We start from the raw sequence: 22,510 nt of genomic DNA, 5'->3' as shown, positions 1-22,510 counted from the left end.
TATGTAAATGCTGACAATCCTTGTTCCCTTCCCGAAACAGAGCCGCCATGCCAAATCCATCCAACATCTTGCCCAACAAAAAAATAGCCGGCGCCGCCACGCTGCTGGCCCTGACGTCGCTGGCGGCGCATGCCGATGTGATACGGGTCGACGGTCTCAACCAGTCACTGGGGCCAACCTGGTTCGGCATCGGGCAGCCCCGCCCCATCTCTGTCGCCGTGGATGTGGACCACAACGGCACGACCGACTTCTCGCTGGCGAATAATGCGACACGCTACGGTAGCAGCTACCTCGACTTAGGATTCGGCAATCTCTTCGGGTTCACTGTGTACGACCGCTCGGTCACGGTCGGCGCCCAGGGCGTGGCTGCGGGTGCGGTGGCAGCTGGCACATTGATCGGGCCGGCGTTGGCGACGTCGGGCACGACGACCCTGGACCAGACCACCAACCGGCGAGTGGGCTCCATCTTCGGCTCCTGCAACAGCGTCGGCAAAGGCAGTGGTGGCGGCACCTCGCAATGCCAGCAGTTTCCGGTGCTGGCCAGCACCATGACCGACAACAATATCGGCAACAACCTGCTGGTGCCGTTCCAGTTCTCCAGCGGCCAGCAAACGCAATACGGCTGGATAGACGTGTCCATCCAGGACCCTAACATCACCAGCACCACCGCCTCGTCCGAGTACTCGGTGACATTCAACGGTTACGGCTACGACAACACCGGCGCCGCGGTGGCGGCCGGCGCGGCCGCCTTCACCAGTCCGGTACCCGAGCCGTCGTCGCTGCTGATGCTGGCCAGCGGCCTGGCCGGCATCGCCGCCTACCGCCGCAAGGGCCGTGGCCGGCGCACCGACGCCGCGCTGCCGGCCTGACGCCAGGTAATGCCGCCGATGGCGACGGTGCATGTCGCCATGGCGCAGCCGGGCGAACTGGACCTGGCTTTCGCCCTGCTGCCCCACGTCGCCAACCATGGCGCGGCGGCCGAATCGGTGCTGGTCGCGCGCCATGCCGGCGAGCACGCGATCGTCGGCGTGGCGGCATTTTCAGCTATCCCGTGGGAAGTGCGGCGCAGTGGCTTGCGCGGCGCCATCTTCGTATTGCCGACGCAGCGCCGGCGCGGCGTCGGCGCGGCATTGCTGACGGCGCTGGGCGCGATGCTGCGGCGCTGGGACGTCGACTACCTGTACGCCTGGGGCGAATGGGACGACGCCAGCGCGCCGCCGTTCCTGGCGCGCAGCGGCTTCGCGCCGCAACGCTCGGTGCTGCATTTCGAGGTGGACACCCACAACGCCTGCCAGCAGACCAGCCTGATGCTCGAACGCCTGCGCGCCGGCCGGCGCATTCCGGCCGGCGCTTCCGTCCAGCCGCTGGCGCCACGCCACCTGCCGCAGGCCATCGTACTGTACGGCAGCTACGCGCGGCTGCCCCACGGCGCCGCCGCCGCCCGCTTCGACGCCGTGCTGGCGGACCCGGCCTGCGCCGCGCTGTCGCAGGCGGTCGAGCTCGACGGCGAGCTGATCGGCTTGTTGCTGTGCAAGCCAGGCCAGGATTTGTCCGAAGTGGACCTGTGGATCACCCAACCCGGCCATCGCCACGGCTGGCCGGCCCTGATGTTGCTGGAAGCGTCCGCCCGACAGTTGGCGCGGCAGGCACTGCCGCGCTTCCGCTTCAGCTGCAACGACACGGCCGGCGCCACCTTGCAGATGGCGCACCGCGTCGAGGCCAGGCTGCTGCACACCACCCATACCTATGCACTCGCCCTCTGACGCGCCGACCGCGCCCGCGCTGGTCATGCTGGCACTCGACGGCGCCGACTGGAGCCTGCTGCAGGAGCTGGACCAGGACGGCCTGACGCCCTTTCTTTCCAGCCTGGTCAACGCCGGCACCTGGGCGCCGCTCGACTTTCCGCTGCCGGCCTGCGCCGACAGCGGCTGGACCAGCGCCGCCACCGGCATGCAGCCGGACCGCCACGGCATTCTGCACCCGCTGACGGCGATCGACGGTTCGCTGTTCATGCAGGCGCCCGGCGCGGCCGCACTGCGCACGGTCGCCGCCTGGCACGCCGCCGATGCCGCCGGCCGCCACGCGGCCGTCATCGGCTGGCCGGCCACGCGTGGCCTGCGGCTGCGGCATGGCACCGTGATCGCACCCGGAGTCAGTACCGCGCCGGCCGACGACGAACAAGCCTGGCCGCTGGACCCGCAGGCGGTCTGGCCGCCCGAGGCGCGCGAGCTGGTGCATGCGGCGCGCCTGGCGCCCGGCGACATCCAGGCACCAGACCTGCACTTCCTACTGAGCCCGCTGGACGCGACTGCCCGGCGCCGGCTGGCGGGCACGGCGGCGACGGCACTGGCCGAATGCGCGACCTTGCACGCGTTGGGCACGGCCGCCATTGAAGAGCGCGGCGCCGATATGCTGGTGTTACGCCTGCCGTTTATCGGCGTCATGGCCGCGGCGCTGGCCAGCGTGCCGGACCGGCTGGCAGCGCGTACCTGCCTGGCCCGCTGCCACCAGTTTCTCGATCTGCTGTGCGGCCGCTACCAAAACCTTGCCGGCCGCGACGCCTGTTTCGCGATCCTGTCGAACGGCACGCGCGATGCCGGCTTCATGCTGCTGTGCGGCCCGGGCATCGCGCGCGACCACACCGTCGCGCCGGTGGCCGCCTGCGATATATGGCCGACCGTGGCGGCGGTGCTGGACTTGCCGGCCGGCGCAGACCCCGACGGCCGCGTGATCGACGAGGCCTTGACCAGCGCACCGATCCGCATGCAAGCACATGCGGCGAACGCCTCGGTGGCGCCGCTGGCGCCGGCCGATATCCGCGTCACGCCAGGCGCGCCGGCACTGTCGGCGGCGGACGTGGCCATGTTCGAGCGTGAAGGTTTGGTGCCGCCCGATTTCACACCGCAGATTACGTTTGCCCGCCATATCGAATGCGAGACGCGCCTGGCGCTGGCAAGCATGACGGCGTTGCGCGGTAACCGCCCGGCGGCGCTGGAGCAGCTGCGCGCATTGACGCAGCGCTTCGACGGCGACCTGAACGTGCGCATTGCGCTGGCCGAACAGTTGCTGCTGGCCGGCGAATTCGATGCATGCCTGGCCATCGCTCGCGATTTTCCGCTGGTGCGGACGGGAGGCGCCTGGGCCGAAGCGACCGAAGGCATGGTTGCCTTTGCCAGCGGGGACTGGCCCCGGGCCGAGGCACGCCTGGGCGCATTGGCGCAGCTCCAGGCCGGCTCAGCGGACGCCGCCACGCCACCAGTCAACGCCGCCATGTGGCTGGGCCGGGCCCACCTTGCGCAGCGCGAGTGGGAATTGGCGATCGCCAGCTTCGGCGCCGCGATCGCGCATGACCGGCACGACTATTTCGCCTGGTCCGGACTGGGAACGGCCGAGCGCATGCTGGGACGGTGGCGGCAGGCGGCCAACGCCTATGGCCGCGCGGTCAGCCTGGGGCCGCGTTCAGCGGAAGCGCTGCTCGATCTCGCCATGGCATGTGAGCGCTGCGGCGACATGGAAGCGGCAGCCCAGGCGCGCGCGCGGGCGATGCGGATCGATCCGGCGGCGGTCGCCAGGGATGCGGCGCGTGCGCAGGCCACCGCCGGGATTGCCGCCGCAGAATAAAAAAAACCGGCAGGAACGGGGATCACCCATTCACTACCGGCGGAGACAGGCTGCTTCGGCCGCGGGGATTAGCGCGGAAGTTCCGAAGAGCCCATCAAAAACTCATCGACCGCGCGCGCGCACTGGCGGCCTTCGCGGATCGCCCACACCACCAGCGACTGGCCGCGGCGCACGTCGCCGGCGGCAAACACGTTGGGGGCGGAAGTCTTGTAGCAGCCTTCGCCGTCCGTGCTGGCCTTGGCGTTGCCGCGTGCATCTTTCTCGATGCCGAAGGCGTCCAGCACGTTGGCCACCGGCGACACGAAGCCCATGGCCAGCAGCACCAGGTCGGCCTTCATTTCGAATTCCGAGTTAGGCACTTCGGCCATCTTGCCGTCTTTCCACTCGACGCGGCAGGCGACCAGCTTCTCGACCTTGCCGTTCTTGCCTTCCAGGCGCTTGGTGGCCACCGCCCAATCGCGCTCGCAGCCTTCCTCGTGCGACGAGGAGGTGCGCAGCTTGGTCGGCCAGTACGGCCACACCAGCGGCTTGTTTTCCTGCTCCGGCGGCATCGGCATCAGTTCGAACTGGGTCACCGAGGCGGCGCCGTGGCGGTTCGAGGTGCCGACGCAGTCGGAACCGGTGTCGCCGCCGCCGATCACCACCACGTGCTTGCCGGTGGCTTTCAGCTGGTCCTTGACCTTGTCGCCGGCGTTGACCTTGTTTTGCTGCGGCAGGAAGTCCATGGCGAAGTGCACGCCCTTGAGCTCGCGGCCGGGCACCGGCAGGTCGCGCGGCTGCTCGGCGCCGCCAGCCAGGACGACGGCGTCGAATTCCTTGGCCAGGTCTTCCGGGAAGATGGTTTCCTTGGCCCAGTTGTTGACGTTGGCAGGGAAGTCCTTGCCGACCAACACGCTGGTGCGGAATACCACGCCTTCGGCTTCCATCTGCTTGATACGGCGGTCGATGTGCGACTTTTCCATCTTGAAGTCTGGAATGCCGTAACGCAGCAGGCCGCCGACGCGGTCGCTCTTTTCAAACACGGTGACGGCGTGGCCGGCGCGCGCCAGCTGCTGCGCCGCCGCCAGGCCGGCAGGACCGGAACCGACCACGGCCACCTTCCTGCCGGTTTGCTGCGCGGCCGGCTGCGGCACGACCCAACCGTGTTCCCAGCCTTCGTCGATGATCTTGTGCTCGATCGACTTGATGCCGACCGGATCGTTGTTGATGCCCAGCGTGCAGGCGGCCTCGCACGGCGCAGGGCAGATGCGGCCGGTGAACTCCGGGAAGTTGTTGGTCGAGTGCAGGGTGTCCAGCGCCTCGCGGTAATTGCCGCGATAGACCAGGTCGTTCCAGTCCGGGATGATGTTGTTGACCGGGCAGCCGGTGTTGCAGAACGGGATGCCGCAATCCATGCAGCGCGCGCCCTGCACCTTGGCCTGTTCATTGGTCAGGGTGATGACAAATTCGGAATAGTTTTTCAAACGCGTAGCAGGCGGCAGATAGCTCTCGTCCTGACGCTTGAATTCCATGAAGCCGGTGATTTTACCCACGATAAGTCCTTTAGTTATCCGTTGCTCCGTCGTCCCCGCGCACGCGGGGACCCATGCTGAGCTGGCGTTCCATGGATTCCCGCTTGCGCGGGAATGACGCTGTTCTTGTCTGTCTTATGCTGCGATCGGCTGGGCGGACGCTGCTTCGTTCGCCACGTCCTCGGCCATTTCGGCCAGGGCGCGCTTGTATTCGCTTGGGAATACCTTGACGAATTTGCCGCGGCCCTCGGCCCAGTTGTCCAGCAACAGGCGGGCACGGGTGCTGCCGGTGTGCTTGAAGTGACGCTCGATCAGGCGCTTCAGGATCACCTCGTCCGCCTCGCGGCCGTGGTCCTTGTGCTGCACGTGCCAGGTTTCGCTCTGGGCTTCCTGTTCCTTGACGGTCAGCACCGGCTCCAGCGTCACCATCGAGGTGTTGCAGCGCGCCTCGAAATCGCCGTCCGGGTCGTACACGTAGGCGATACCGCCCGACATGCCCGCCGCGAAGTTGCGGCCGGTGGCGCCCAGCACCACCACGGTGCCGCCGGTCATATATTCGCAACCGTGGTCGCCGGTGCCCTCGACGATGGCGGTGGCGCCCGAGTTACGCACGGCGAAACGCTCGCCGGCCACGCCGTTGAAGAAGGCTTCGCCGCTGATCGCGCCGTACAACACGGTGTTACCGATGATGATGTTGTTCACCGCCCAGCCGCGGAACTCGGTGTTCGGACGCACGATGATGCGGCCGCCCGACAAGCCCTTGCCGACATAGTCGTTGCCTTCGCCGACCAGGTCGATGGTGATGCCGTGCGCCAGGAAGGCGCAGGCCGACTGGCCAGCCGTGCCTTGCAGCTGGATGTGGATGGTGTCGTCCGGCAGGCCGGCGTGGCCGTAGCGCTTGGCCACTTCGCCCGACAGCATGGTGCCGACGGTGCGGTTGACGTTGCGTACCGGCGAGATGAACGAGACGCGTTCGCCTTTTTCCAGCGCGGCCTTGGCTTGCGCGATCAGCTTGTGATCGAGCGCCTTGTCCAGGCAGTGATCCTGTTCCATCGTGTGATAGATGGAGTCGCCGTTCGGCACTTCCGGCGAGTAGAAGATGTTGCTGAAGTCCAGGCCCTTGGCCTTCCAGTGCGTGATCGCCTTGGACTTGTCCAGCAGGTCGACGCGGCCGATCAGCTCGTCGTAGGTGCGGATGCCCAGTTGCGCCATCAGCTGGCGGGCTTCCTCGGCGACGAAGAAGAAGTAGTTGACCACGTACTCGGGCTTGCCGGAGAACTTGGCGCGCAGCACAGGATCCTGCGTGGCGACGCCGACCGGGCAAGTGTTCAGGTGGCATTTGCGCATCATGATGCAGCCCTCGACCACCAGCGGCGCGGTGGCGAAGCCGATTTCGTCGGCGCCCAGCATGGCGGCGATGACGACGTCGCGGCCGGTACGCATCTGGCCGTCGGCCTGGACGCGGATGCGGCTGCGCAGGCCGTTCAGCACCAGGGTCTGCTGCGTTTCCGCCAGACCCAGCTCCCACGGCGTACCCGCGTGCTTGACCGACGACAGCGGCGAAGCGCCGGTGCCGCCGTCATGGCCGGCGACAACCACGTGATCGGCCTTGGCCTTGGTCACGCCGGCGGCCACGGTGCCGATACCGACTTCCGACACCAGCTTGACCGAGATCGAAGCGCGCGGGTTGGCGTTCTTCAGGTCGTGGATCAGCTGGGCCAGATCTTCGATCGAGTAAATATCGTGGTGCGGCGGCGGCGAGATCAGGCCCACGCCTGGCACCGAGAAGCGCAAGGTCGCGATGTATTCCGACACCTTATGGCCCGGCAGCTGGCCGCCTTCGCCCGGCTTGGCGCCCTGCGCCATCTTGATCTGGATCTGGTCGGCCGAGTTCAGGTAGGCCACGGTCACGCCGAAACGGCCCGATGCCACCTGCTTGATGCGCGAGCGCAGTGAATCGCCTTCCTGCAGCGGAATGTCGACCACCATCTGCTCTTTGCCCATGACCGAAGCCATGGTCTCGCCCTGCTTGATCTTGATGCCCTTCAGTTCCATCGTGTAGCGCGATGGATCTTCGCCGCCTTCGCCGGTGTTGGACTTGCCGCCGATGCGGTTCATCGCCACCGCCAGCGTGGCGTGGGCTTCGGTCGAGATCGAACCCATCGACATCGCGCCGGTCGCGAAGCGCTTGACGATTTCCTTGGCCGGCTCGACTTCGTCCAGCGGGATCGCCTTGGTCGGATCGAGCTTGAACTCGAACAGGCCGCGCAGAGTCAGGTGGCGCTTGCTCTGGTCGTTGATGATCTGGGCGTACTCTTTATAGCTGGAGAAGTTGTTGCTGCGGGTCGAATGCTGCAGTTTCGCGATCGCATCCGGGGTCCACAGGTGGTCTTCGCCGCGCACGCGGTAAGCGTACTCGCCGCCGGCGTCCAGGTGGTTTTCCAGCACGGGATCGTTGCCGAAGGCCAGGTTGTGCAGGCGCAGCGCTTCTTCTGCCACTTCAAACACGCCGATGCCTTCCACGTTGGAGGCCGTGCCCTTGAAGTACTTGTCGACCAGCGACTTGTTCAGGCCGACAGCTTCGAAGATCTGCGCGCCACAGTAGGACATGTAGGTCGAGATGCCCATCTTGGACATGACCTTCATCAGGCCCTTGCCGATGGCCTTGGTGTAGTTGTAGACCGCCTTGTCGCCGGACATGTCGCCCGGCATGCCCAGCGCCATCTCGACCAGCGTTTCCATCGCCAGGTAAGGGTGGATCGCTTCGGCGCCGTAGCCTGCCAGCAGCGCGAAGTGGTGGGTCTCGCGGGCCGAGCCGGTCTCGACGACCAGGCCGGTGGACGCGCGCAGGCCCTTGCTGACCAGGTGCTGGTGCACGGTCGAGGTGGCCAGCAGCGCAGGAATCGCCACGCGGTCCGGGCCGACCGAGCGGTCCGACACGATCAGGATGTTGTGGCCGGACTTGACCGCATCGACCGCCTCGGCGCACAGCGACGCCAGGCAGGCTTCGACGCCGTCCTTGCCCCATGCCAGCGGATAGCAGATGTTAAGCTCATAAGACTTGAACTTGCCGCCGGTATGCGCGCTAATGCCGCGCAGGCGGGCCATGTCGTCGAAGCCCAGGATGGGCTGCGACACTTCAAGGCGCATCGGCGGGTTGACGTTGTTGGTGTCCAGCAGGTTCGGTTTCGGGCCGATGAAGGAGACCAGCGACATCACCATCGCTTCGCGGATCGGGTCGATCGGCGGGTTGGTCACTTGCGCGAACAACTGCTTGAAGTAGTTGTACAGCGGCTTGAGTTTGTTGGACATGACGGCCAGCGGCGAGTCATTGCCCATCGAGCCGGTGGCTTCTTCGCCGGCGGCGGCCATCGGCGCCATCAGGAATTTCAGGTCTTCCTGGGTGTAGCCGAAGGCTTGCTGGCGGTCCAGCAGCGACGGCGTGGCTTTTTCGCCCTGGGCCGGCGCGACGTCCTTGGCGCGGTTGTGCGCCAGCTGGCTTTCGCTCAGCTTGATTTCGTTGAGCTTGATGCGCACCGCGTTGATCCATGCCTTGTACGGCTTGGCGTTGGCATAGGTGTCTTTCAGCTCTTTATCGTCGATGATGCGGCCAGCTTCCAGGTCGATCAGGAACATCTTGCCCGGTTGCAGACGCCATTTCTGGATGATTTTCGATTCGGGAATCGGCAGCACGCCCGATTCCGACGCCATCACCACCAGGTCGTCGTCGGTGACGATGTAGCGGGCAGGACGCAGGCCATTGCGGTCCAGCGTGCCGCCGATGTAACGGCCGTCGGTGAAGGCCATGGCGGCCGGGCCGTCCCATGGTTCCATCATGGCTGCGTGATATTCGTAGAACGCGCGGCGATTGTCGTCCATCGTGCCGTGATTTTCCCAGGCTTCCGGGATCATCATCATCATCGCCTGGGCGATCGGATAGCCTGCCATCAGCAGCAGTTCCAGCGCGTTGTCGAAGCAGGCGGTGTCCGACTGGCCTTCGTAGATCAGCGGGAACAGTTTCTGCAGGTCGTCGCCCAGCACGGCGGATTTCATCACGCCTTCACGGGCGCGCATCCAGTTGAAGTTGCCTTTGACGGTGTTGATCTCGCCGTTGTGGGCGATCAGGCGGTACGGGTGGGCCAGCGGCCATTCCGGGAAGGTGTTGGTCGAGAAGCGCTGGTGCACCAGCGCCAGCGCGGAAATGCAGCGCGCGTCTTGCAGGTCTTTGTAGTACACGCCGACCTGGTCGGCCAGCAGCAGGCCCTTGTAGACGATGGTGCGGGCCGACAGCGAGGCCACGAAGAATTCTTTGCCGTGGATCAGTTTCAAGGCCTGGATGGCGTGGCCGGACGATTTGCGGATCACGTACAGCTTGCGCTCCAGCGCGTCGGTGACCATGATGTCGGCGCCGCGGCCGATGAAGATCTGGCGGATCACCGGCTCTTTGGCGCGCACGGTAGGGGACATCGGCATGTCGCAGTCGACCGGCACGTTGCGCCAGCCCAGCACGACCTGGCCTTCGGCGCGCACGGCGCGCTCGATTTCCTGTTCGCAAGCGATGCGGGAGGCGTTTTCCTTCGGCAGGAACACCATGCCGACGCCGTACTCGCCTGGCGGCGGCAGTTCCACGCCTTGCTTGGCCATTTCATCGCGATAGTACTGGTCGGGAATCTGGATCAGGATACCGGCGCCATCGCCCATCAGCGCGTCGGCGCCGACGGCGCCCCGGTGATCGAGGTTTTTCAGGATCAACAGACCCTGTTCCACGATGGAATGGCTCTTGTTGCCCTTGATGTGGGCGACGAAACCGACGCCGCAGGCATCGTGTTCATTGGACGGATCGTACAGACCTTGGGCTTTCATGGGGGCTCTCCACTGCAATTTTGAGTAACGAAAAGCTAGAGTAGTGCAATGCAGCGTAAACTTCAACAATAACAATTAGGGTCGGAGTCAAATTAAATTTTTACAAGCCGCCGAAAAAATTAATTAGGGACAGAGTGATGGCGGCGCTAAAAAAACCGCAGGAACGGCAATTCCTGCGGTTTCAGCGTGCTGCTCAGGCGGCTTCGGCCTTGATTTTAAAGGGTCTGCCGCGCTTGGCGGGCAAGACCTGGCGCTTGACCTTGTGCTGCAGCGCCGTCTTGAATTGCTCCGTGCCCAACGGCCAGCCCTTGAGCAGCGCCTGGCTGATGCTGGCCACCTCGTCCCCACTCAGCGCCGGCTCGGCCAGCGCGATGTAGGCCGCTTCGCGCTGGAACGGCGTGTTGCCCAGCTCCCAGAACTTGGGATGGTCGACAATCAGGCCGTCCGAACGCAAGCCCGCGTGATGCGCATAGCTGGACCACGGATAATCCTCGGCCCGCCCCACCATGCCGTTGCGCACCGGATTAAACTCGATATAACGGCTGCACGACATGAAGTATTGCTCGGCGTCGATCAGCGAGGTTTTGTAGCGTCCGTTCCACAAAGTGCCGCTGCGGCCGTATTTTTGGTTGAAATAGGGCACGTAGTAGCGGCCTATCCACTGCATCATCTGGCCCAGGCCGTCCGCATCGGCCGGCGTGACCAGCAAATGCAGGTGATTCGGCATCAAAACATAGGCGTGCACCGCCACTTTGTAGTTCTTGGCGGCAGTGCGCAGCCAGCCCAGGAAGGTTTGATAATCTTCCGTGTCCTGGAAGATCGATTGGTTGTTGTTACCGGTCTGAATAACGTGGTGCGGCTGGCCGGGGACGATCAAGCGGGGTAGACGTGCCATAAATTTGTGCAAAATGTATCGGATACGGCCATTCTACACCACTCTGTCCCCGATTATTCAAACACCCAGCAAAATCGGCGTGACTCTGTCCCTCTTTTTCCCCATATTGCCGGAAAGCTGGAACACGCTGACCACGCGGGCCAGCGCGCCGCTCTGGTCCTGCAGGGCGGCCGAGGCGGCGGCCGCTTCCTCGACCAGCGCCGCGTTCTGCTGCGTCACCTGGTCCATCTGCGCGATGGCGCGGTTGATCTGTTCGATGCCGTTGGTCTGTTCGGCGCTGGCAGCGGTGATTTCGCCGATGATGTCGGTCACCCGCCGCACGTTGACGACGATTTCCCGCATCGTGCTGCCGGCCTGGGCCACCAGGCGCGCCCCGCTTTCCACCTTGTCGACCGAATTGTTGATCAGTTCCTTGATTTCCTTCGCCGCGCTGGCGCTGCGCTGGGCCAGATTGCGCACTTCACTCGCCACCACGGCAAAGCCGCGCCCCTGGTCGCCGGCGCGGGCCGCCTCCACCGCCGCGTTCAAGGCCAGGATGTTGGTCTGGAAGGCGATGCCGTCGATCACGGCGATGATGTCGACAATCTTGTGTGCCGACGTGCTGATCTCGCTCATGGTGTCGACCACTTCGTCGACCACGTTGCCGCCCTTGACCGCCACTTCCGAGGCCGACAGCGCCAGCGTGTGCGCCTGGCGCGAGTTGTCGCCGTTCTGCTTGACGGTGGCGGTCAGTTCCTCCATCGACGAGGCGGTCTGTTGCAGCGAACTGGCCTGCTGTTCGGTGCGGGCCGACAAATCAAGGTTGCCGTTGGCGATCTGACCCGAGGCGGTGGCGATGGTGTCGGTGCCGCTGCGGACCTGGCCGACAATGTGCACCAGGCTGGCGTTCATATCCTTCAACGCTTGCAGCAGCATGCCGGTTTCATCCTTGGTTCGCACGTCGATCTTGCTGCTCAAATCGCCGGCCGCGACGGTCTGCGCCACCCGCACCGCCTTGTGGATGGGGCCGGTGATCGAGATCCCGATGATGTAGGCGAACCAGGCGCCCAGCACCAGCGCCCCGGCCGTCAGCCCCAGCAGGAAGCGCTGGCCGGAATGGTATTGTGTCTGCACCTCTTCCCCCAGCGCGCGGCCGACCCCGGCTTCGTAGTCGCCGATCTTTTGCACGCTTTGCAGGTAGGCATCGAATTGCGGTTCCAGCTTGCTATCGGCCAGGGCGCGGGCGCCGGCGATGTCGCCGCTTTTCTTGAGCTTGAACAAGGCGTCACGACTGGCCGCATAACCCTTGCGCACCGACGTCACCGTCTCCAGCAAGGCTTTTTCCTCATCGCTGGAGAGCAGGGGTTCGAGCTGCTTCTGGATGGCGTTGACGCGCGCGCGGGTGGCGGCGGCTTTTTCAGAAATGGCAGGAGATTCGGCGGTCTCGGTGTTGCGGGCAAAGGCCAGCACACCGACGCCGCTGATGCCGATCTGGTTGCGCCACTCGGCGGTCAGGCGCTCCTTGACGCTGGCGCTGCCGACCATCTGTTCCGTCAGGTCGCCCACCGCCTGCAAACGCCACATGCCGGCCACGGCCATGCCGACCACCAACAACATCACCAGGCCGAAGCCGCCAGCCAGGCGTATCCCTATTTTCCAGTCGCTGTAGCGCATTGCAATTCTCCCCAACTTGACAAGTGGAAATTCATGCTACGACAAAGCTGCGGCTAGGAAACTCTCACATTTCCACAGTACAGAAATACTATTGAGTTTGACTCAAGATAAGTTAAAGCTGGCGGAGAGGCTGTAGCCCTCGCCATAGGCGCTGCGCAGCGGCAAGTCCTGACCCAGGCCGGTGCGGGCTTTTTTGCGTAAACGATACACCAGCATGTCGACCCGGCGGCCGGCGTCCGGATCGTCGCCGCCGATACCGGCCACGATGACCTGGCGCGGCACGGGACGGGTGTTAATCGTCAGCAAGTGAAGGAAATTGCATTCTTTCTCGGTCAGCGTGATCGCCATGCCCTGCAGCTCCAGCTGGCGGGCGCTGACCCGCAGCGTCCACTTGCTCGGCGCCGGGATGGTTTCCTGCGGACCGACGCGGCGGTCCAGCGCCTCGATGTGGGCGGCCAGTTCCGGGAATTTGATCGGCTTGGTCAGATAGTGGTCGGCGCCCAGGCGCAGGCCGAGAATGCGGTTGTCGAAGGCGACCCGGCCGGTCAGCACCAGCAGGCCGATCTGCGGATACAGCTGGCGCATCCGGGGGATCACATTGAAACCGTCTTCGTCCGGCAGGCCCAGATCGAGCACCACCACCCCGACATTGCCCTGGCTCAGGGCCGACCACATTTCGCTGGCGTTATTAGTGATGTGCACTTCGTGTTCAAGCTCAGTCAAGAACTCTGCCATTTCTTCGGCATAGTCCAGATTGTCTTCCACGATGAGTATTTGCGTCATTGATGCGCCATTCGATCGATTATTGAGCAACGGTGCCCAGTCCTGCCTTGCAGCTCAGCTTGAGTCCAAGGAATTATCACTGCTGCCACCCGCCCGCGCAAGGCTTTTCCCGGCGCTGGCCGCCAGCGGCAGCCAAATCCGAAATTCCGTGCCGCTTTCAGAAACATTTGTTGCCGTCAGCGTTCCCCCGTGTACATCCACCACCGCGCGCGCCATGTACAGGCCCAGCCCCGATCCGGCGATGCCGGCGGCGTTGCTGCCGCGGAAGGATTTGTCGAACACCCGCGCCAATTCCGCCGCCGGCAAACCGACCCCGTGATCGCGCACCAGGAACTCGACACCGCCCTCGCTTGCCATTTTGCCTATCAATTCTATCGGAGTATTGGCATCCGTGTACTTAATTGCATTGTCGAGCAAAATTTCCAGGCATAAGCGCACTCCGGCGGGGTCGCAGCGCAGCCATTGCGGCAGCGATGCGATGCGCACGCTCAGCGCCGGACGGCGGCTGCGGGCCTGCTCGGCCACCGCTTCGAGCAGCGTGGCGGGGCAGATTTCATTGGGTTGGCGCTCGCGGCCGATGCTGGCCATGCGCTCCGGCGACAGGTACTCGTCGAGCATCGCCAGCATGCGGTCGACCGCGGTCTGGATCTTGCGGTAGCGCTTGCGGGTGCCTTCGTCATGGTGGGCGCCGGTCATTTCCAGGCGCTGCACGGCGCCGTCAATGGTCGACAGCGGCGTGCGGAATTCGTGCGACAGCATGGAGGCGAACTTTTTCTGCTGCGCGGCCAGTTCGCGCCGCGCGCTCAGGTCGCGCACCACGCCGACCACGCTGACGGCCACGCCATGCTCGTCGACAATCAGGGTCGATTCGATTTCCACCGGCAGCAGGCGGCCGTCCGCGTGGGGCAGTTCGGTTTCACGCAGCAGGCGAAGGCGGCTCAGGTCGCCGCCGGCGTGGCGTGCCAGCCTGGCAGGCAATTGCTGCAACAGGCCGGCCGCCAGCGCCTGCGCCGACTCCAGCGTGTAGCCGAACTGGCGCCCGGCTGCCGGACTGAGCCAGGACAGGCGCAGGCTGGCGCAGTCGGCCATCCAGCTGACCTCACCGCTGTGCTGGAGCAGCAGGCGATAGCGCTCGGCCTCCGCCTGCGACTGGCGCAAGGCCGCTTGCAGTTCGGCGACGGTCGCCACTTATTCCGCCAGCGGGGCGAAGATCTGCTGCAAGTCTTCCTGGGTGAGCGCCATTTTCTGCGACTCGCCTTCGGCCAGGATGGACTGCGCCAGATCGGATTTTTTCTGCTGCAACAGCTGGATTTTTTCTTCCAGCGTGCCCTTGGCGATCAGCTTGTAGACGAACACCGGCTTGTCCTGGCCGATGCGCCAGGCGCGGTCGGTGGCCTGGTTTTCCGCCGCCGGATTCCACCACGGATCGTAGTGGATCACGGTGTCGGCCGCCGTCAGGTTGAGGCCGACGCCGCCCGCTTTCAGGCTGATCAGGAAGATCGGCACCGCGCCCTGCTGGAAGGCCGCCACTTGCGCGCTGCGGTCCTTGGTCTCGCCGGTCAGCAGCGCATACGGGATATCGCGCGCGTCCAGCTCCTGCTCGATCAGCTCGAGCATGCTGGTGAACTGCGAGAACACCAGGATCTTGCGGTTTTCTTCCAGCAAATCCTCGACCATCTGCATCAGGTCGATCAGCTTGGCCGAGCCGGCCGTCTGCTTCTTCGACGGCAGCGACTTGACCAGGCGCGGATCGCAACACACCTGGCGCAGCTTCAGCAGCGCCTCCAGGATCACGATCTGGCTGCGCGCCACGCCCTTGCGGTCGATCTCCTCGCGCACCTTCTGGTCCATGGCCAGGCGCACCGTCTCGTACAGGTCGCGCTGGGCGCCGGTCAGCTCGACCTTGCGCACCATCTCTGTCTTCGGCGGCAATTCCTTGGCCACGTTGTCCTTGGTCCGGCGCAGCAGGAAAGGCTTGATGCGGCGGTTCAGCAGCGCGCGCCGCAGCGGGTCGTCCTGGCGCTCGATCGGATGACGGAACACGGTGTTGAAGCCCTTCTCGTCGCCCAGCAGGCCCGGCAGCAGGAAGTGGAATTGCGACCACAGCTCGCCCAGGTGGTTTTCCAGCGGCGTGCCGGACAGGCACAGCCGGTGGCGCGCGCGCAACAGGCCGGCGCTCTGCGCGGCCTTGCTGCGGGTGTTCTTGATGTAGTGCGATTCGTCCAGGATGACCAGGTGGAAATCATGCTCGCGCAGCTTTTCCTCGTCGCGCGGCAGCAGCGCGTAGGTGGTCAGCACCAGGTCGGCCTCGGCGATCTGGTCGAACTGGCCCATGCGGTCCTTGCCCTGCAACAGCAACACGCGCAGGCCGGGGGCGAAACGCGCCGCCTCTTCCTGCCAGTTGCCCATCAGGCTGGTCGGCGCGATCACCAGCGCCGGCGCGGTCAGGCGGCCGGCTTCCTTCTCGACCAGGATGTGGGCCAGGGTCTGCACGGTCTTGCCCAGGCCCATGTCATCGGCCAGGATGCCGGCGAAGCCGTACTCGCGCAGGAACTGCATCCACGACAGGCCGTCGGTCTGGTAGTCGCGCAGCGTCGCTTGCAGACCGGCCGGGGTGGCGATGCGCTTGACCGAACCGAACTGGTTCAGGCGCGCGCCCATTTCGCGCAGCTCGACGCCGCCGGTCCAGTTGAGTTCGACGTTGCGGGCCAGGTCGTCCAGGCGCGCGGCGTCCAGCGTGGCCATGCGCAGCGAGGTCTTGATCTTGTCGCTGAAATACAGCTCGCCCAGCGTCGCCAGGATGGGCTTGACGCGCGCCCACGGCAGGGCGACGCGGCTGCCGTCCGGCAAGGTCGCCAGCATCTGGTCTTCATCGCCGTGCAGGGCGATGGTCTTGGGATTGAAGTCGTTCGGCGCGCTGCGTATCATCTGCACCAGCACCGGCAACAGCGGCACGCGGTCCTGGTCGACCATGATGCCCAGCTCCAGCTCGAACCAGGCGTGGCCGCCGTCGGCCGGATCTTCCACCACGTCGGCATACCAGTCGCCGACATCGCTGACGTCGTAGCGGTACTTGACGGTTTTTTCCACTTTCCAGCCAGCCTGCTTCAGCGCCTCGATGCCGTCACGGGCAAAGCGCAGCCATTCGGCCTGGCTGGGCAGCAACAGGCCGCCCTTGACGCTGCTCAGCGGCAAGGTGGTCGGTGGCAGGAACTGGCGTTCGGTCAGCAGCGACAAGGCCAGCTCTTCGGCGGCGCTGTCGCGCTGGATGATTTCGGTGACGTCGCCCTTCTGGCGCACCACGCGCTGCGACGGGTCGAAGGAGACGCGCTCGCCGTCGTAGTCGAAGGACAACACGGCGAAGTCGTGCCAGCGTTGCAGCGAGCCGTCGGCCAGCATGGCGGCGTCCAGGGTCAGCACCGGACGCGGCTTGACGTCGTCGCGCACGCGCTGCGGCAAGGGTTGCGGCAGCGGCATCAGCTGTTGCAGGCCGTGGGCCAGCAGCAGTTGCGACACACGCATCTTGTCGTTATTGGTCAGCAGCGGGGCTTGCGCCACCAGCGCCTGCAGGTCGGCCAGCGGGATCGAGGCGCCGCCCTGGTTCAGCTGCAGCACGCCGCAGGACAGGTTGTCGATGTACCACGGCGGATCGGTCGGCAGCATGTAATCGACCTGGTCGGCGCCGACATGCTTGGCGTTCGGCGGCGCCTGCACCTGCCAGCCCAGACGCAGGCCCTTGCCTTCTTCGCGCCAGGCCAGGTTGGCTTCGCGCATCACGCCGCCCTTGAGCGGGTAGACCAGGCCGTTGCCGACGTCGGCCCAGGAATTTGCCCAAAGCAATTTATCCTGTTCGGCCAGCATGTTCAGCAGGGCCGCGCCGATCTTGCCGCGCGGCTCGGTGGCGGAGCCGGTCTGGGAATTCTGTCCGCTGCGCATGGCAACGAAGAAACGGATCAGGTCCTCGTCGCCGGCCGCGAGGAAGCTCGGCGGCGCCGACAGCAGCGAAAACACTTCGCTCACCGGGCTGGCCGCGGCGACGTCGCCGTTCGAGCGCAGGCGCGCCTTGTACAGGCACAGCGCCACATGACGGCCGCCGCTGGTGGGCGCCATCACGTAGATCAGCTTGTATTGGGTTTGCTGCTTGGGGTCGGCATCGACCGGCGGCGCGTTCAGTTTGGCTTTGGGATGCGCTGCGGCATCCACACGCTGCAGCCAGGTGGCTACGGCGTACGACAATTGATTCGCGGGCGGCGCAAGGCGGGCGGGAGATGCCGGGGCGGCCGGTGCGGCTGGCTTGGCGGGGACATCGTCGGTGGCGTCGTCGCGGGTAAAATCCATAGGTCGCATTGTTGGTCAGGATGGTTCAAAAACGGCAACAGGCGATATTATCCGCCATACACGCGTTCGTGTTTGCGGATTCTTCATAAAACCCGCATGTAAACGTGTTACTCGCGTGTTACTTGCGTGTTCCTCGGGCCGTGCACAGTCCTTTTGGACTGTCAAGACTGGCACATTCGCGCCGATTGCGTATGATTCCGGGCTTGACTGCTTAGGAATCGCCCACATGTTGCCTTCAATCGAACAACGTCTTGCCCTGGAACTGACTTGCAAACCGGCACAGGTTGCCGCCGCCATCGCCCTGCTGGACGAAGGCGCCACGGTGCCCTTCATCGCCCGCTACCGGAAAGAAGCCACCGGCGGCCTGGACGACATTCAACTGCGTCTGCTCGAAGAACGCCTGCGTTACCTGCGCGAGCTGGAAGACCGCCGCGCCGCGATCGTGGCATCGATCACCGAGCAGAATAAAATGACGCCGGAACTGTTAGATGCTGTCATGCACGCAGAAGACAAGACCCGTCTTGAAGACTTATACCTTCCATACAAGCAAAAACGCCGCACCAAGGCGCAAATCGCCATCGAAGCGGGCCTGGCGCCGCTGGCAGACGGCCTGCTGGACAACCCGGAACTGAACCCGGAAATGGAAGCCAATAAATACCTGCGCGAAGCCTTTACCACCGCCGAGGGCAACAATCCGGGCGTGGCCGACATCAAGGCCGCGCTGGACGGCGCCCGCCAGATCCTGATGGAACGCTTTGCCGAAGATGCAACGTTGCTGCAATCCTTGCGCGAATACGTGCTGGATCACGGCATTGTTGAATCCAAGGTCGTTGAAGGCAAGCAAGACGAAGGCGAAAAATTCGCCGATTACTTTGATTATTCCGAAACCATCGGCACCGTGCCCTCGCACCGCGCGCTGGCCTTGCTGCGCGGCCGCCGCGAAGGCATCCTCGATGTCACGCTGCGGCTGGACACCGAAGCCGAGAAACCGAAGTGGGACGCGCCGCACAATCCGTGCGAAGGCCGCATCGCTGCCCGTTTCGGCATCAGGAACCAGGGCCGTCCGGCCGACAAATGGCTGAACGACACCGCCCGCTGGACCTGGCGCGTGAAGAGCTTCATGCACCTGGAAACCGAACTGATGGGCGCGCTGCGCGAGCGTTCCGAGCTGGACGCGATCAACGTCTTCGCCACCAACCTGAAGGCGCTGCTGCTGGCCGCGCCGGCTGGCCAGCGCGCCACCATGGGCCTGGACCCTGGCCTGCGCACCGGCGTCAAGGTGGCGGTGGTGGACGCCACCGGCAAGGTGGTCGATACCGCCGTGATCTACCCGCACCAGCCGAAAAACGATTGGGACGGCTCGCTGCACACCCTGGGCAAGCTGGCCGCCAAGCACAATGTGTCCTTGATTTCGATCGGCAACGGCACTGCCTCGCGCGAGACCGACAAGTTGGCGCAGGACTTGATCAAGCAATTCCCTGAGCAGAAAATGAGCAAGATCGTCGTCTCGGAAGCGGGCGCGTCGGTGTACTCGGCATCGGAATTCGCCTCGCGCGAGTTGCCGGACATGGACGTGTCGCTGCGCGGCGCGGTGTCGATTGCCCGCCGCCTGCAGGATCCGCTGGCCGAGCTGGTCAAGATCGATCCGAAATCGATCGGCGTCGGCCAGTACCAGCACGACGTCTCGCAGACCCAGCTGGCCCGCTCGCTGGACGCGGTGGTCGAGGATTGCGTGAACGCGGTCGGCGTGGACGTGAACACCGCCTCGGCGCCGCTGCTGGCACGCGTGTCGGGCCTGTCGGCTTCGGTGGCGCAGGCCATCGTTTCCTACCGCGACGTCAAGGGCGCGTTCACCTCGCGCGCGGCGCTCAAATCGGTGCCGCGCCTGGGCGACAAGACTTTCGAACAGGCAGCCGGCTTCCTGCGCGTGATGGGCGGCGAGAACCCGCTGGACGCGTCGGCGGTGCACCCGGAATCGTATCCGCTGGTGGAAAAAATCCTCGGCGACATCAAGAAGGACATCAAGGCCGTGATCGGCGAAACCGCGCTGATCAAGACGCTCAATCCGGCCAAGTACGCCGACGACAAGTTCGGCGTGCCGACCATCTCCGACATCCTGAAGGAGCTGGAGAAGCCGGGCCGCGATCCGCGTCCCGAGTTCACCACCGCCACCTTCAAGGAAGGCGTGGAGGAAATCCGCGACCTGCGCCCTGACATGATTTTGGAAGGCGTGGTCACCAACGTGGCCGCGTTCGGCGCGTTTGTCGACATCGGCGTGCATCAGGACGGCCTGGTGCACATCTCGGCCTTGTCGAACACCTTCGTCAAGGACCCGCACACGGTGGTCAAGGCTGGCCAGGTGGTCAAGGTCAAGGTGTTGGAAGTGGACGAGAAGCGCAAGCGCATCGCCCTGACCATGCGCCTGAGCGACAGCGCGCCGCAAGCCGGCTCGCAGCCGCAGCAGCGCGGCGACCGCAACGACCGCAAGAGCATGGGCCAGCACCAGAAGCAGAGCGCCAAGTCCGAGCCGATCGGCGGCAGCATGGCGGCCGCCTTCGCCAAGCTGCGCGGTTAAGCGCCGCCAGGCTCCGCGCGTTTCACGTCCCGGATGCGCATGATGAGCCTGGCAACGCCGTAACATGCCAACGATGTCACTGCCAAGCAGACTGCGGCAATGGGGCGGTCCCCGGATCCGCTCTGCGGCGTCAGCAGCTCTTGCCAGTGCCGTGAAATCAGCAATATTCCCATCAGCAATTGTGCTGCCGCGGCAGGGGCCAGGAACATCAGCACGCGCTGGTATTTACGCATCCGGTCGGCGTTGTCGGTAAAGATTTCCGTCACGACGCCTGCCCTGCGCGTTTTGCGCCAGCAATGCCAACCCGAGGTGGATGTCACGTATTCCCAGCCAGCATCCCGGAACAATTGCTGGTACTGAGGGTCATGCTGTTGGTTACCCACGTCCCAACGGTAAGCCACGTCCGCCGGTGCCCCACGCACAAAACTGTGCAGGCCGATGGCGTTGGTATTGCGTAGGTGCAGCCCTTGAGCTGCCATGCGCTCCAGCCATTGCTCATGTGCTTCATCCTGCCATACCAGCCACATCTTGAACTTACGAACTACAGTACCGTTTTCCACGCTGCCTCCTCAAGCGGTTCGCAGCAACGCACGGGCGTTGCCAACCATGATTTCCAGCCGGCGCACCTGCTCGGCCAGCACCGTTCGCCCCAACTCCGTCAGCGCATACACCTTGCGCCGTTCTTCTTCCGCCACCTTGACTATCAATGCCTGCTTTTCCAGCGTGCCGAACACGCCGTACAAGGTGCCCGGTCCCAGGGTGACGCTGCCGCCACTCATCGTTTCCACTTTCTGCATGATGGCGTAGCCGTGCAGGGGCTCGTTCAGCGCCAGCATCACGTAAAACGTTGCTTCGGACAGCGGCAGATACTTCGAGTAATGGATATCGTCCATTGCGCTCCTCTGTATCGTTAAACGATATATCGAGAGTCGATATATCGATGAGCGCTATACTACCAATGTTTTTCGGCTTGTCAAGCACGCGGCGGCCGCATTTCTTATAAAATGTCGGCATCTAATTACATCTTTTCACTGAGGCAGCTATGAGCGACGTACAAACCTGGATCAAAGAAACCGTGACCAACACCCCGGTGGTGCTGTTCATGAAGGGCACCGCCCAGTTCCCACAATGCGGCTTTTCGGGTCGCGCCATCCAGATCCTGAAAGCTTGCGGCGTTGAGAATATCGCCACCGTGAACGTGCTGGAAGATCCTGAAGTCCGCCAGGGCATCAAGGACTACTCGAACTGGCCGACCATTCCGCAGCTCTACGTCAAGGGCGAGTTCATCGGCGGTTCGGACATCATGAACGAGATGTTCGAGTCCGGCGAACTGAAGGCCCTGCTGGATGCCTGATCGCCCGCAGCCGTTCGCGGCCCGGCGGATAATCATCGCCATCACCGGCGCCACCGGCGCGGTGTATGGCATGCGTCTGCTGCAACAGCTGCAACATACCCCAGGCATCGAGACGCACCTGATCGTCTCGGACGCCGCAGTCCTCACGCTGCACCAGGAAACCGGCTTGCAGCGGCGCGAAGTCGAAGCGCTGGCCCACGTGGTGCACAAGGTGCGCGACGTTGGCGCCTCGATCGCCAGCGGTTCTTTCCAATCGGATGGGATGATCATCGCGCCATGCTCGATGAAGACGCTGGCGTCGGTGGCGCATGGCCTGTCGGACAACCTGATCGCGCGCGCGGCCGACGTGGTGCTCAAGGAGCGCCGCCGGCTGGTGCTGATGGTGAGGGAAACGCCGTTCAACCTGGCGCACTTGCGCAATATGACGGCGGTGACGGAAATGGGCGGGATCATCTTCCCGCCGCTGCCCAGCTTTTATCACAACCCGCAAAGCATTGCGGAGATGGTCGACCACACGGTCGGCCGGGTCATTGATTTGTTCGGCATTGAGCACACGCTGGCCCCGCGCTGGAACGGCATGAAGCCGACCAGCGAGTCCAACTAAGACCTGCCGTACCGCACCTGCCCCCAGCCTAGCGTTTATCGAACTGCGATCCGCTGGCTTTCTTCAGATCCCGCGCTTCCTCGACCATTCGGCGGTGGGCAATGCGCTTGCGCATTACCTCCGCGTGCTGGGCGGCGGTCATCGGGGGGACGGTCATCAAATCTTTTAGCTGCGCGACGTTGCTGTAGTTACTTTTCATAAGACGGCTCAAAAGCTTGGCTCCCGAAGTAAATGCTGCGGTCAGCGATGGCTGATTGCCTATTGTGCCTCAAATCCGTGTCGAAACTATGACAATTCGTAAAGCCGCCCAAAA

General features: G+C 64.3%; 16 protein-coding genes. 6 read left to right on the top strand and 10 right to left on the bottom strand.

The window, feature by feature from the left end; all coding sequences use genetic code 11:
• Nucleotides 1–47 precede the first annotated feature (47 nt).
• The 3 genes from ACEN9O_RS09590 to ACEN9O_RS09580 are packed head-to-tail and all read left to right on the top strand — an operon-like array spanning nucleotide 48 to nucleotide 3,621.
• Nucleotides 48–869: a PEP-CTERM sorting domain-containing protein gene (locus tag ACEN9O_RS09590; protein ID WP_495617332.1), complete on the top strand. Its 822-nt coding sequence runs from the start codon at nucleotides 48–50 to the stop codon at nucleotides 867–869.
• A gap of 18 nt (nucleotides 870–887) precedes the next feature.
• Nucleotides 888–1,763 (top strand): GNAT family N-acetyltransferase, encoded by an 876-nt coding sequence (locus ACEN9O_RS09585; protein ID WP_495617331.1) that lies wholly within the window; start codon nucleotides 888–890, stop codon nucleotides 1,761–1,763.
• Nucleotides 1,747–3,621: a tetratricopeptide repeat protein gene (locus tag ACEN9O_RS09580; RefSeq protein WP_495617330.1), complete on the top strand. Its 1,875-nt coding sequence runs from the start codon at nucleotides 1,747–1,749 to the stop codon at nucleotides 3,619–3,621. Before ACEN9O_RS09585 ends, ACEN9O_RS09580 begins: the two co-directional genes overlap by 17 nt.
• 68 nt (nucleotides 3,622–3,689) lie before the next feature.
• Here the strand turns inward: ACEN9O_RS09580 and ACEN9O_RS09575 are convergent, their stop codons facing one another.
• The 7 genes from ACEN9O_RS09575 to ACEN9O_RS09545 all read right to left on the bottom strand — a co-directional run bounded on the left by ACEN9O_RS09575 (nucleotide 3,690) and on the right by ACEN9O_RS09545 (nucleotide 17,664).
• Nucleotides 3,690–5,153, bottom strand: coding sequence for a glutamate synthase subunit beta (locus ACEN9O_RS09575; protein ID WP_495617329.1), 1,464 nt, complete (start codon nucleotides 5,151–5,153; stop codon nucleotides 3,690–3,692).
• Between the two features lie 114 nt (nucleotides 5,154–5,267).
• Nucleotides 5,268–9,995 carry a glutamate synthase-related protein gene (locus ACEN9O_RS09570; protein ID WP_495617328.1) on the bottom strand — a complete coding sequence of 1,576 codons (4,728 nt, stop codon included), beginning with the start codon at nucleotides 9,993–9,995 and terminating at the stop codon, nucleotides 5,268–5,270.
• Between the two features lie 193 nt (nucleotides 9,996–10,188).
• Nucleotides 10,189–10,890, bottom strand: coding sequence for an REP-associated tyrosine transposase (locus tag ACEN9O_RS09565; RefSeq protein ID WP_495617327.1), 702 nt, complete (start codon nucleotides 10,888–10,890; stop codon nucleotides 10,189–10,191).
• A gap of 57 nt (nucleotides 10,891–10,947) precedes the next feature.
• Entirely contained in the window at nucleotides 10,948–12,543 is a 1,596-nt protein-coding gene (locus ACEN9O_RS09560) for a methyl-accepting chemotaxis protein (RefSeq protein WP_495617326.1), read from the bottom strand.
• 102 nt (nucleotides 12,544–12,645) lie between these two features.
• A complete protein-coding gene (locus tag ACEN9O_RS09555; protein WP_161089562.1) occupies nucleotides 12,646–13,326 on the bottom strand; it encodes a response regulator transcription factor in 681 nt (226 codons plus the stop codon).
• A 54-nt stretch (nucleotides 13,327–13,380) separates the two neighbouring features.
• Nucleotides 13,381–14,514, bottom strand: a complete 1,134-nt coding sequence (locus ACEN9O_RS09550) for a PAS domain-containing sensor histidine kinase (protein ID WP_495617325.1) — start codon at nucleotides 14,512–14,514, stop codon at nucleotides 13,381–13,383.
• Nucleotides 14,515–17,664, bottom strand: a complete 3,150-nt coding sequence (locus ACEN9O_RS09545) for a DEAD/DEAH box helicase (protein WP_495617324.1) — start codon at nucleotides 17,662–17,664, stop codon at nucleotides 14,515–14,517.
• A 226-nt stretch (nucleotides 17,665–17,890) separates the two neighbouring features.
• On the opposite strand from ACEN9O_RS09545, the gene ACEN9O_RS09540 reads away from it, so the two are divergent.
• Nucleotides 17,891–20,239, top strand: coding sequence for a Tex family protein (locus ACEN9O_RS09540; RefSeq protein ID WP_495617323.1), 2,349 nt, complete (start codon nucleotides 17,891–17,893; stop codon nucleotides 20,237–20,239).
• On the opposite strand, the gene ACEN9O_RS09535 is transcribed toward ACEN9O_RS09540, so the two are convergent.
• Nucleotides 20,236–20,799, bottom strand: coding sequence for a DUF2812 domain-containing protein (locus ACEN9O_RS09535; protein WP_495617322.1), 564 nt, complete (start codon nucleotides 20,797–20,799; stop codon nucleotides 20,236–20,238). The genes ACEN9O_RS09540 and ACEN9O_RS09535 overlap by 4 nt on opposite strands.
• 9 nt (nucleotides 20,800–20,808) lie before the next feature.
• Entirely contained in the window at nucleotides 20,809–21,132 is a 324-nt protein-coding gene (locus tag ACEN9O_RS09530) for a PadR family transcriptional regulator (protein WP_495617321.1), read from the bottom strand.
• 149 nt (nucleotides 21,133–21,281) lie between these two features.
• Here ACEN9O_RS09530 and grxD point away from each other — a divergent pair, with 149 nt between their 5' ends.
• Together grxD and ACEN9O_RS09520 are read left to right on the top strand one after the other, a co-directional pair.
• On the top strand, nucleotides 21,282–21,593 hold the full coding sequence (grxD, locus tag ACEN9O_RS09525; protein ID WP_008443113.1) for a Grx4 family monothiol glutaredoxin: 312 nt from the start codon (nucleotides 21,282–21,284) through the stop codon (nucleotides 21,591–21,593).
• Nucleotides 21,586–22,197 carry a UbiX family flavin prenyltransferase gene (locus ACEN9O_RS09520; RefSeq protein WP_495617320.1) on the top strand — a complete coding sequence of 204 codons (612 nt, stop codon included), beginning with the start codon at nucleotides 21,586–21,588 and terminating at the stop codon, nucleotides 22,195–22,197. The genes grxD and ACEN9O_RS09520 overlap by 8 nt, the downstream gene beginning before the upstream one ends.
• A 28-nt stretch (nucleotides 22,198–22,225) precedes the next feature.
• On the opposite strand, the gene ACEN9O_RS09515 is transcribed toward ACEN9O_RS09520, so the two are convergent.
• Nucleotides 22,226–22,396, bottom strand: a complete 171-nt coding sequence (locus tag ACEN9O_RS09515) for a hypothetical protein (protein WP_020703835.1) — start codon at nucleotides 22,394–22,396, stop codon at nucleotides 22,226–22,228.
• Nucleotides 22,397–22,510 lie beyond the last annotated feature (114 nt).

This window comes from Duganella sp. Dugasp78 (assembly GCF_059491455.1).
The sequence above is the reverse complement of the archived record's forward strand: the minus strand, read 5'-3'. Positions and strand labels throughout refer to the sequence as shown.

Bases quoted from the DNA above. Each gene is read 5' to 3' on its own strand.
- ACEN9O_RS09580 (WP_495617330.1), top strand. From the start codon at position 1,747: ATGCACTCGCCCTCTGACGCGCCGACCGCGCCCGCGCTGGTCATGCTG.
- ACEN9O_RS09520 (WP_495617320.1), top strand. From the start codon at position 21,586: ATGCCTGATCGCCCGCAGCCGTTCGCGGCCCGGCGGATAATCATCGCC.
- ACEN9O_RS09545 (WP_495617324.1), bottom strand. From the start codon at position 17,664: ATGGATTTTACCCGCGACGACGCCACCGACGATGTCCCCGCCAAGCCA.
- grxD (WP_008443113.1), top strand. From the start codon at position 21,282: ATGAGCGACGTACAAACCTGGATCAAAGAAACCGTGACCAACACCCCG.
- ACEN9O_RS09585 (WP_495617331.1), top strand. From the start codon at position 888: ATGGCGACGGTGCATGTCGCCATGGCGCAGCCGGGCGAACTGGACCTG.
- ACEN9O_RS09565 (WP_495617327.1), bottom strand. From the start codon at position 10,890: ATGGCACGTCTACCCCGCTTGATCGTCCCCGGCCAGCCGCACCACGTT.
- ACEN9O_RS09515 (WP_020703835.1), bottom strand. From the start codon at position 22,396: ATGAAAAGTAACTACAGCAACGTCGCGCAGCTAAAAGATTTGATGACC.
- ACEN9O_RS09555 (WP_161089562.1), bottom strand. From the start codon at position 13,326: ATGACGCAAATACTCATCGTGGAAGACAATCTGGACTATGCCGAAGAA.
- ACEN9O_RS09540 (WP_495617323.1), top strand. From the start codon at position 17,891: ATGTTGCCTTCAATCGAACAACGTCTTGCCCTGGAACTGACTTGCAAA.
- ACEN9O_RS09590 (WP_495617332.1), top strand. From the start codon at position 48: ATGCCAAATCCATCCAACATCTTGCCCAACAAAAAAATAGCCGGCGCC.
- ACEN9O_RS09570 (WP_495617328.1), bottom strand. From the start codon at position 9,995: ATGAAAGCCCAAGGTCTGTACGATCCGTCCAATGAACACGATGCCTGC.
- ACEN9O_RS09560 (WP_495617326.1), bottom strand. From the start codon at position 12,543: ATGCGCTACAGCGACTGGAAAATAGGGATACGCCTGGCTGGCGGCTTC.
- ACEN9O_RS09530 (WP_495617321.1), bottom strand. From the start codon at position 21,132: ATGGACGATATCCATTACTCGAAGTATCTGCCGCTGTCCGAAGCAACG.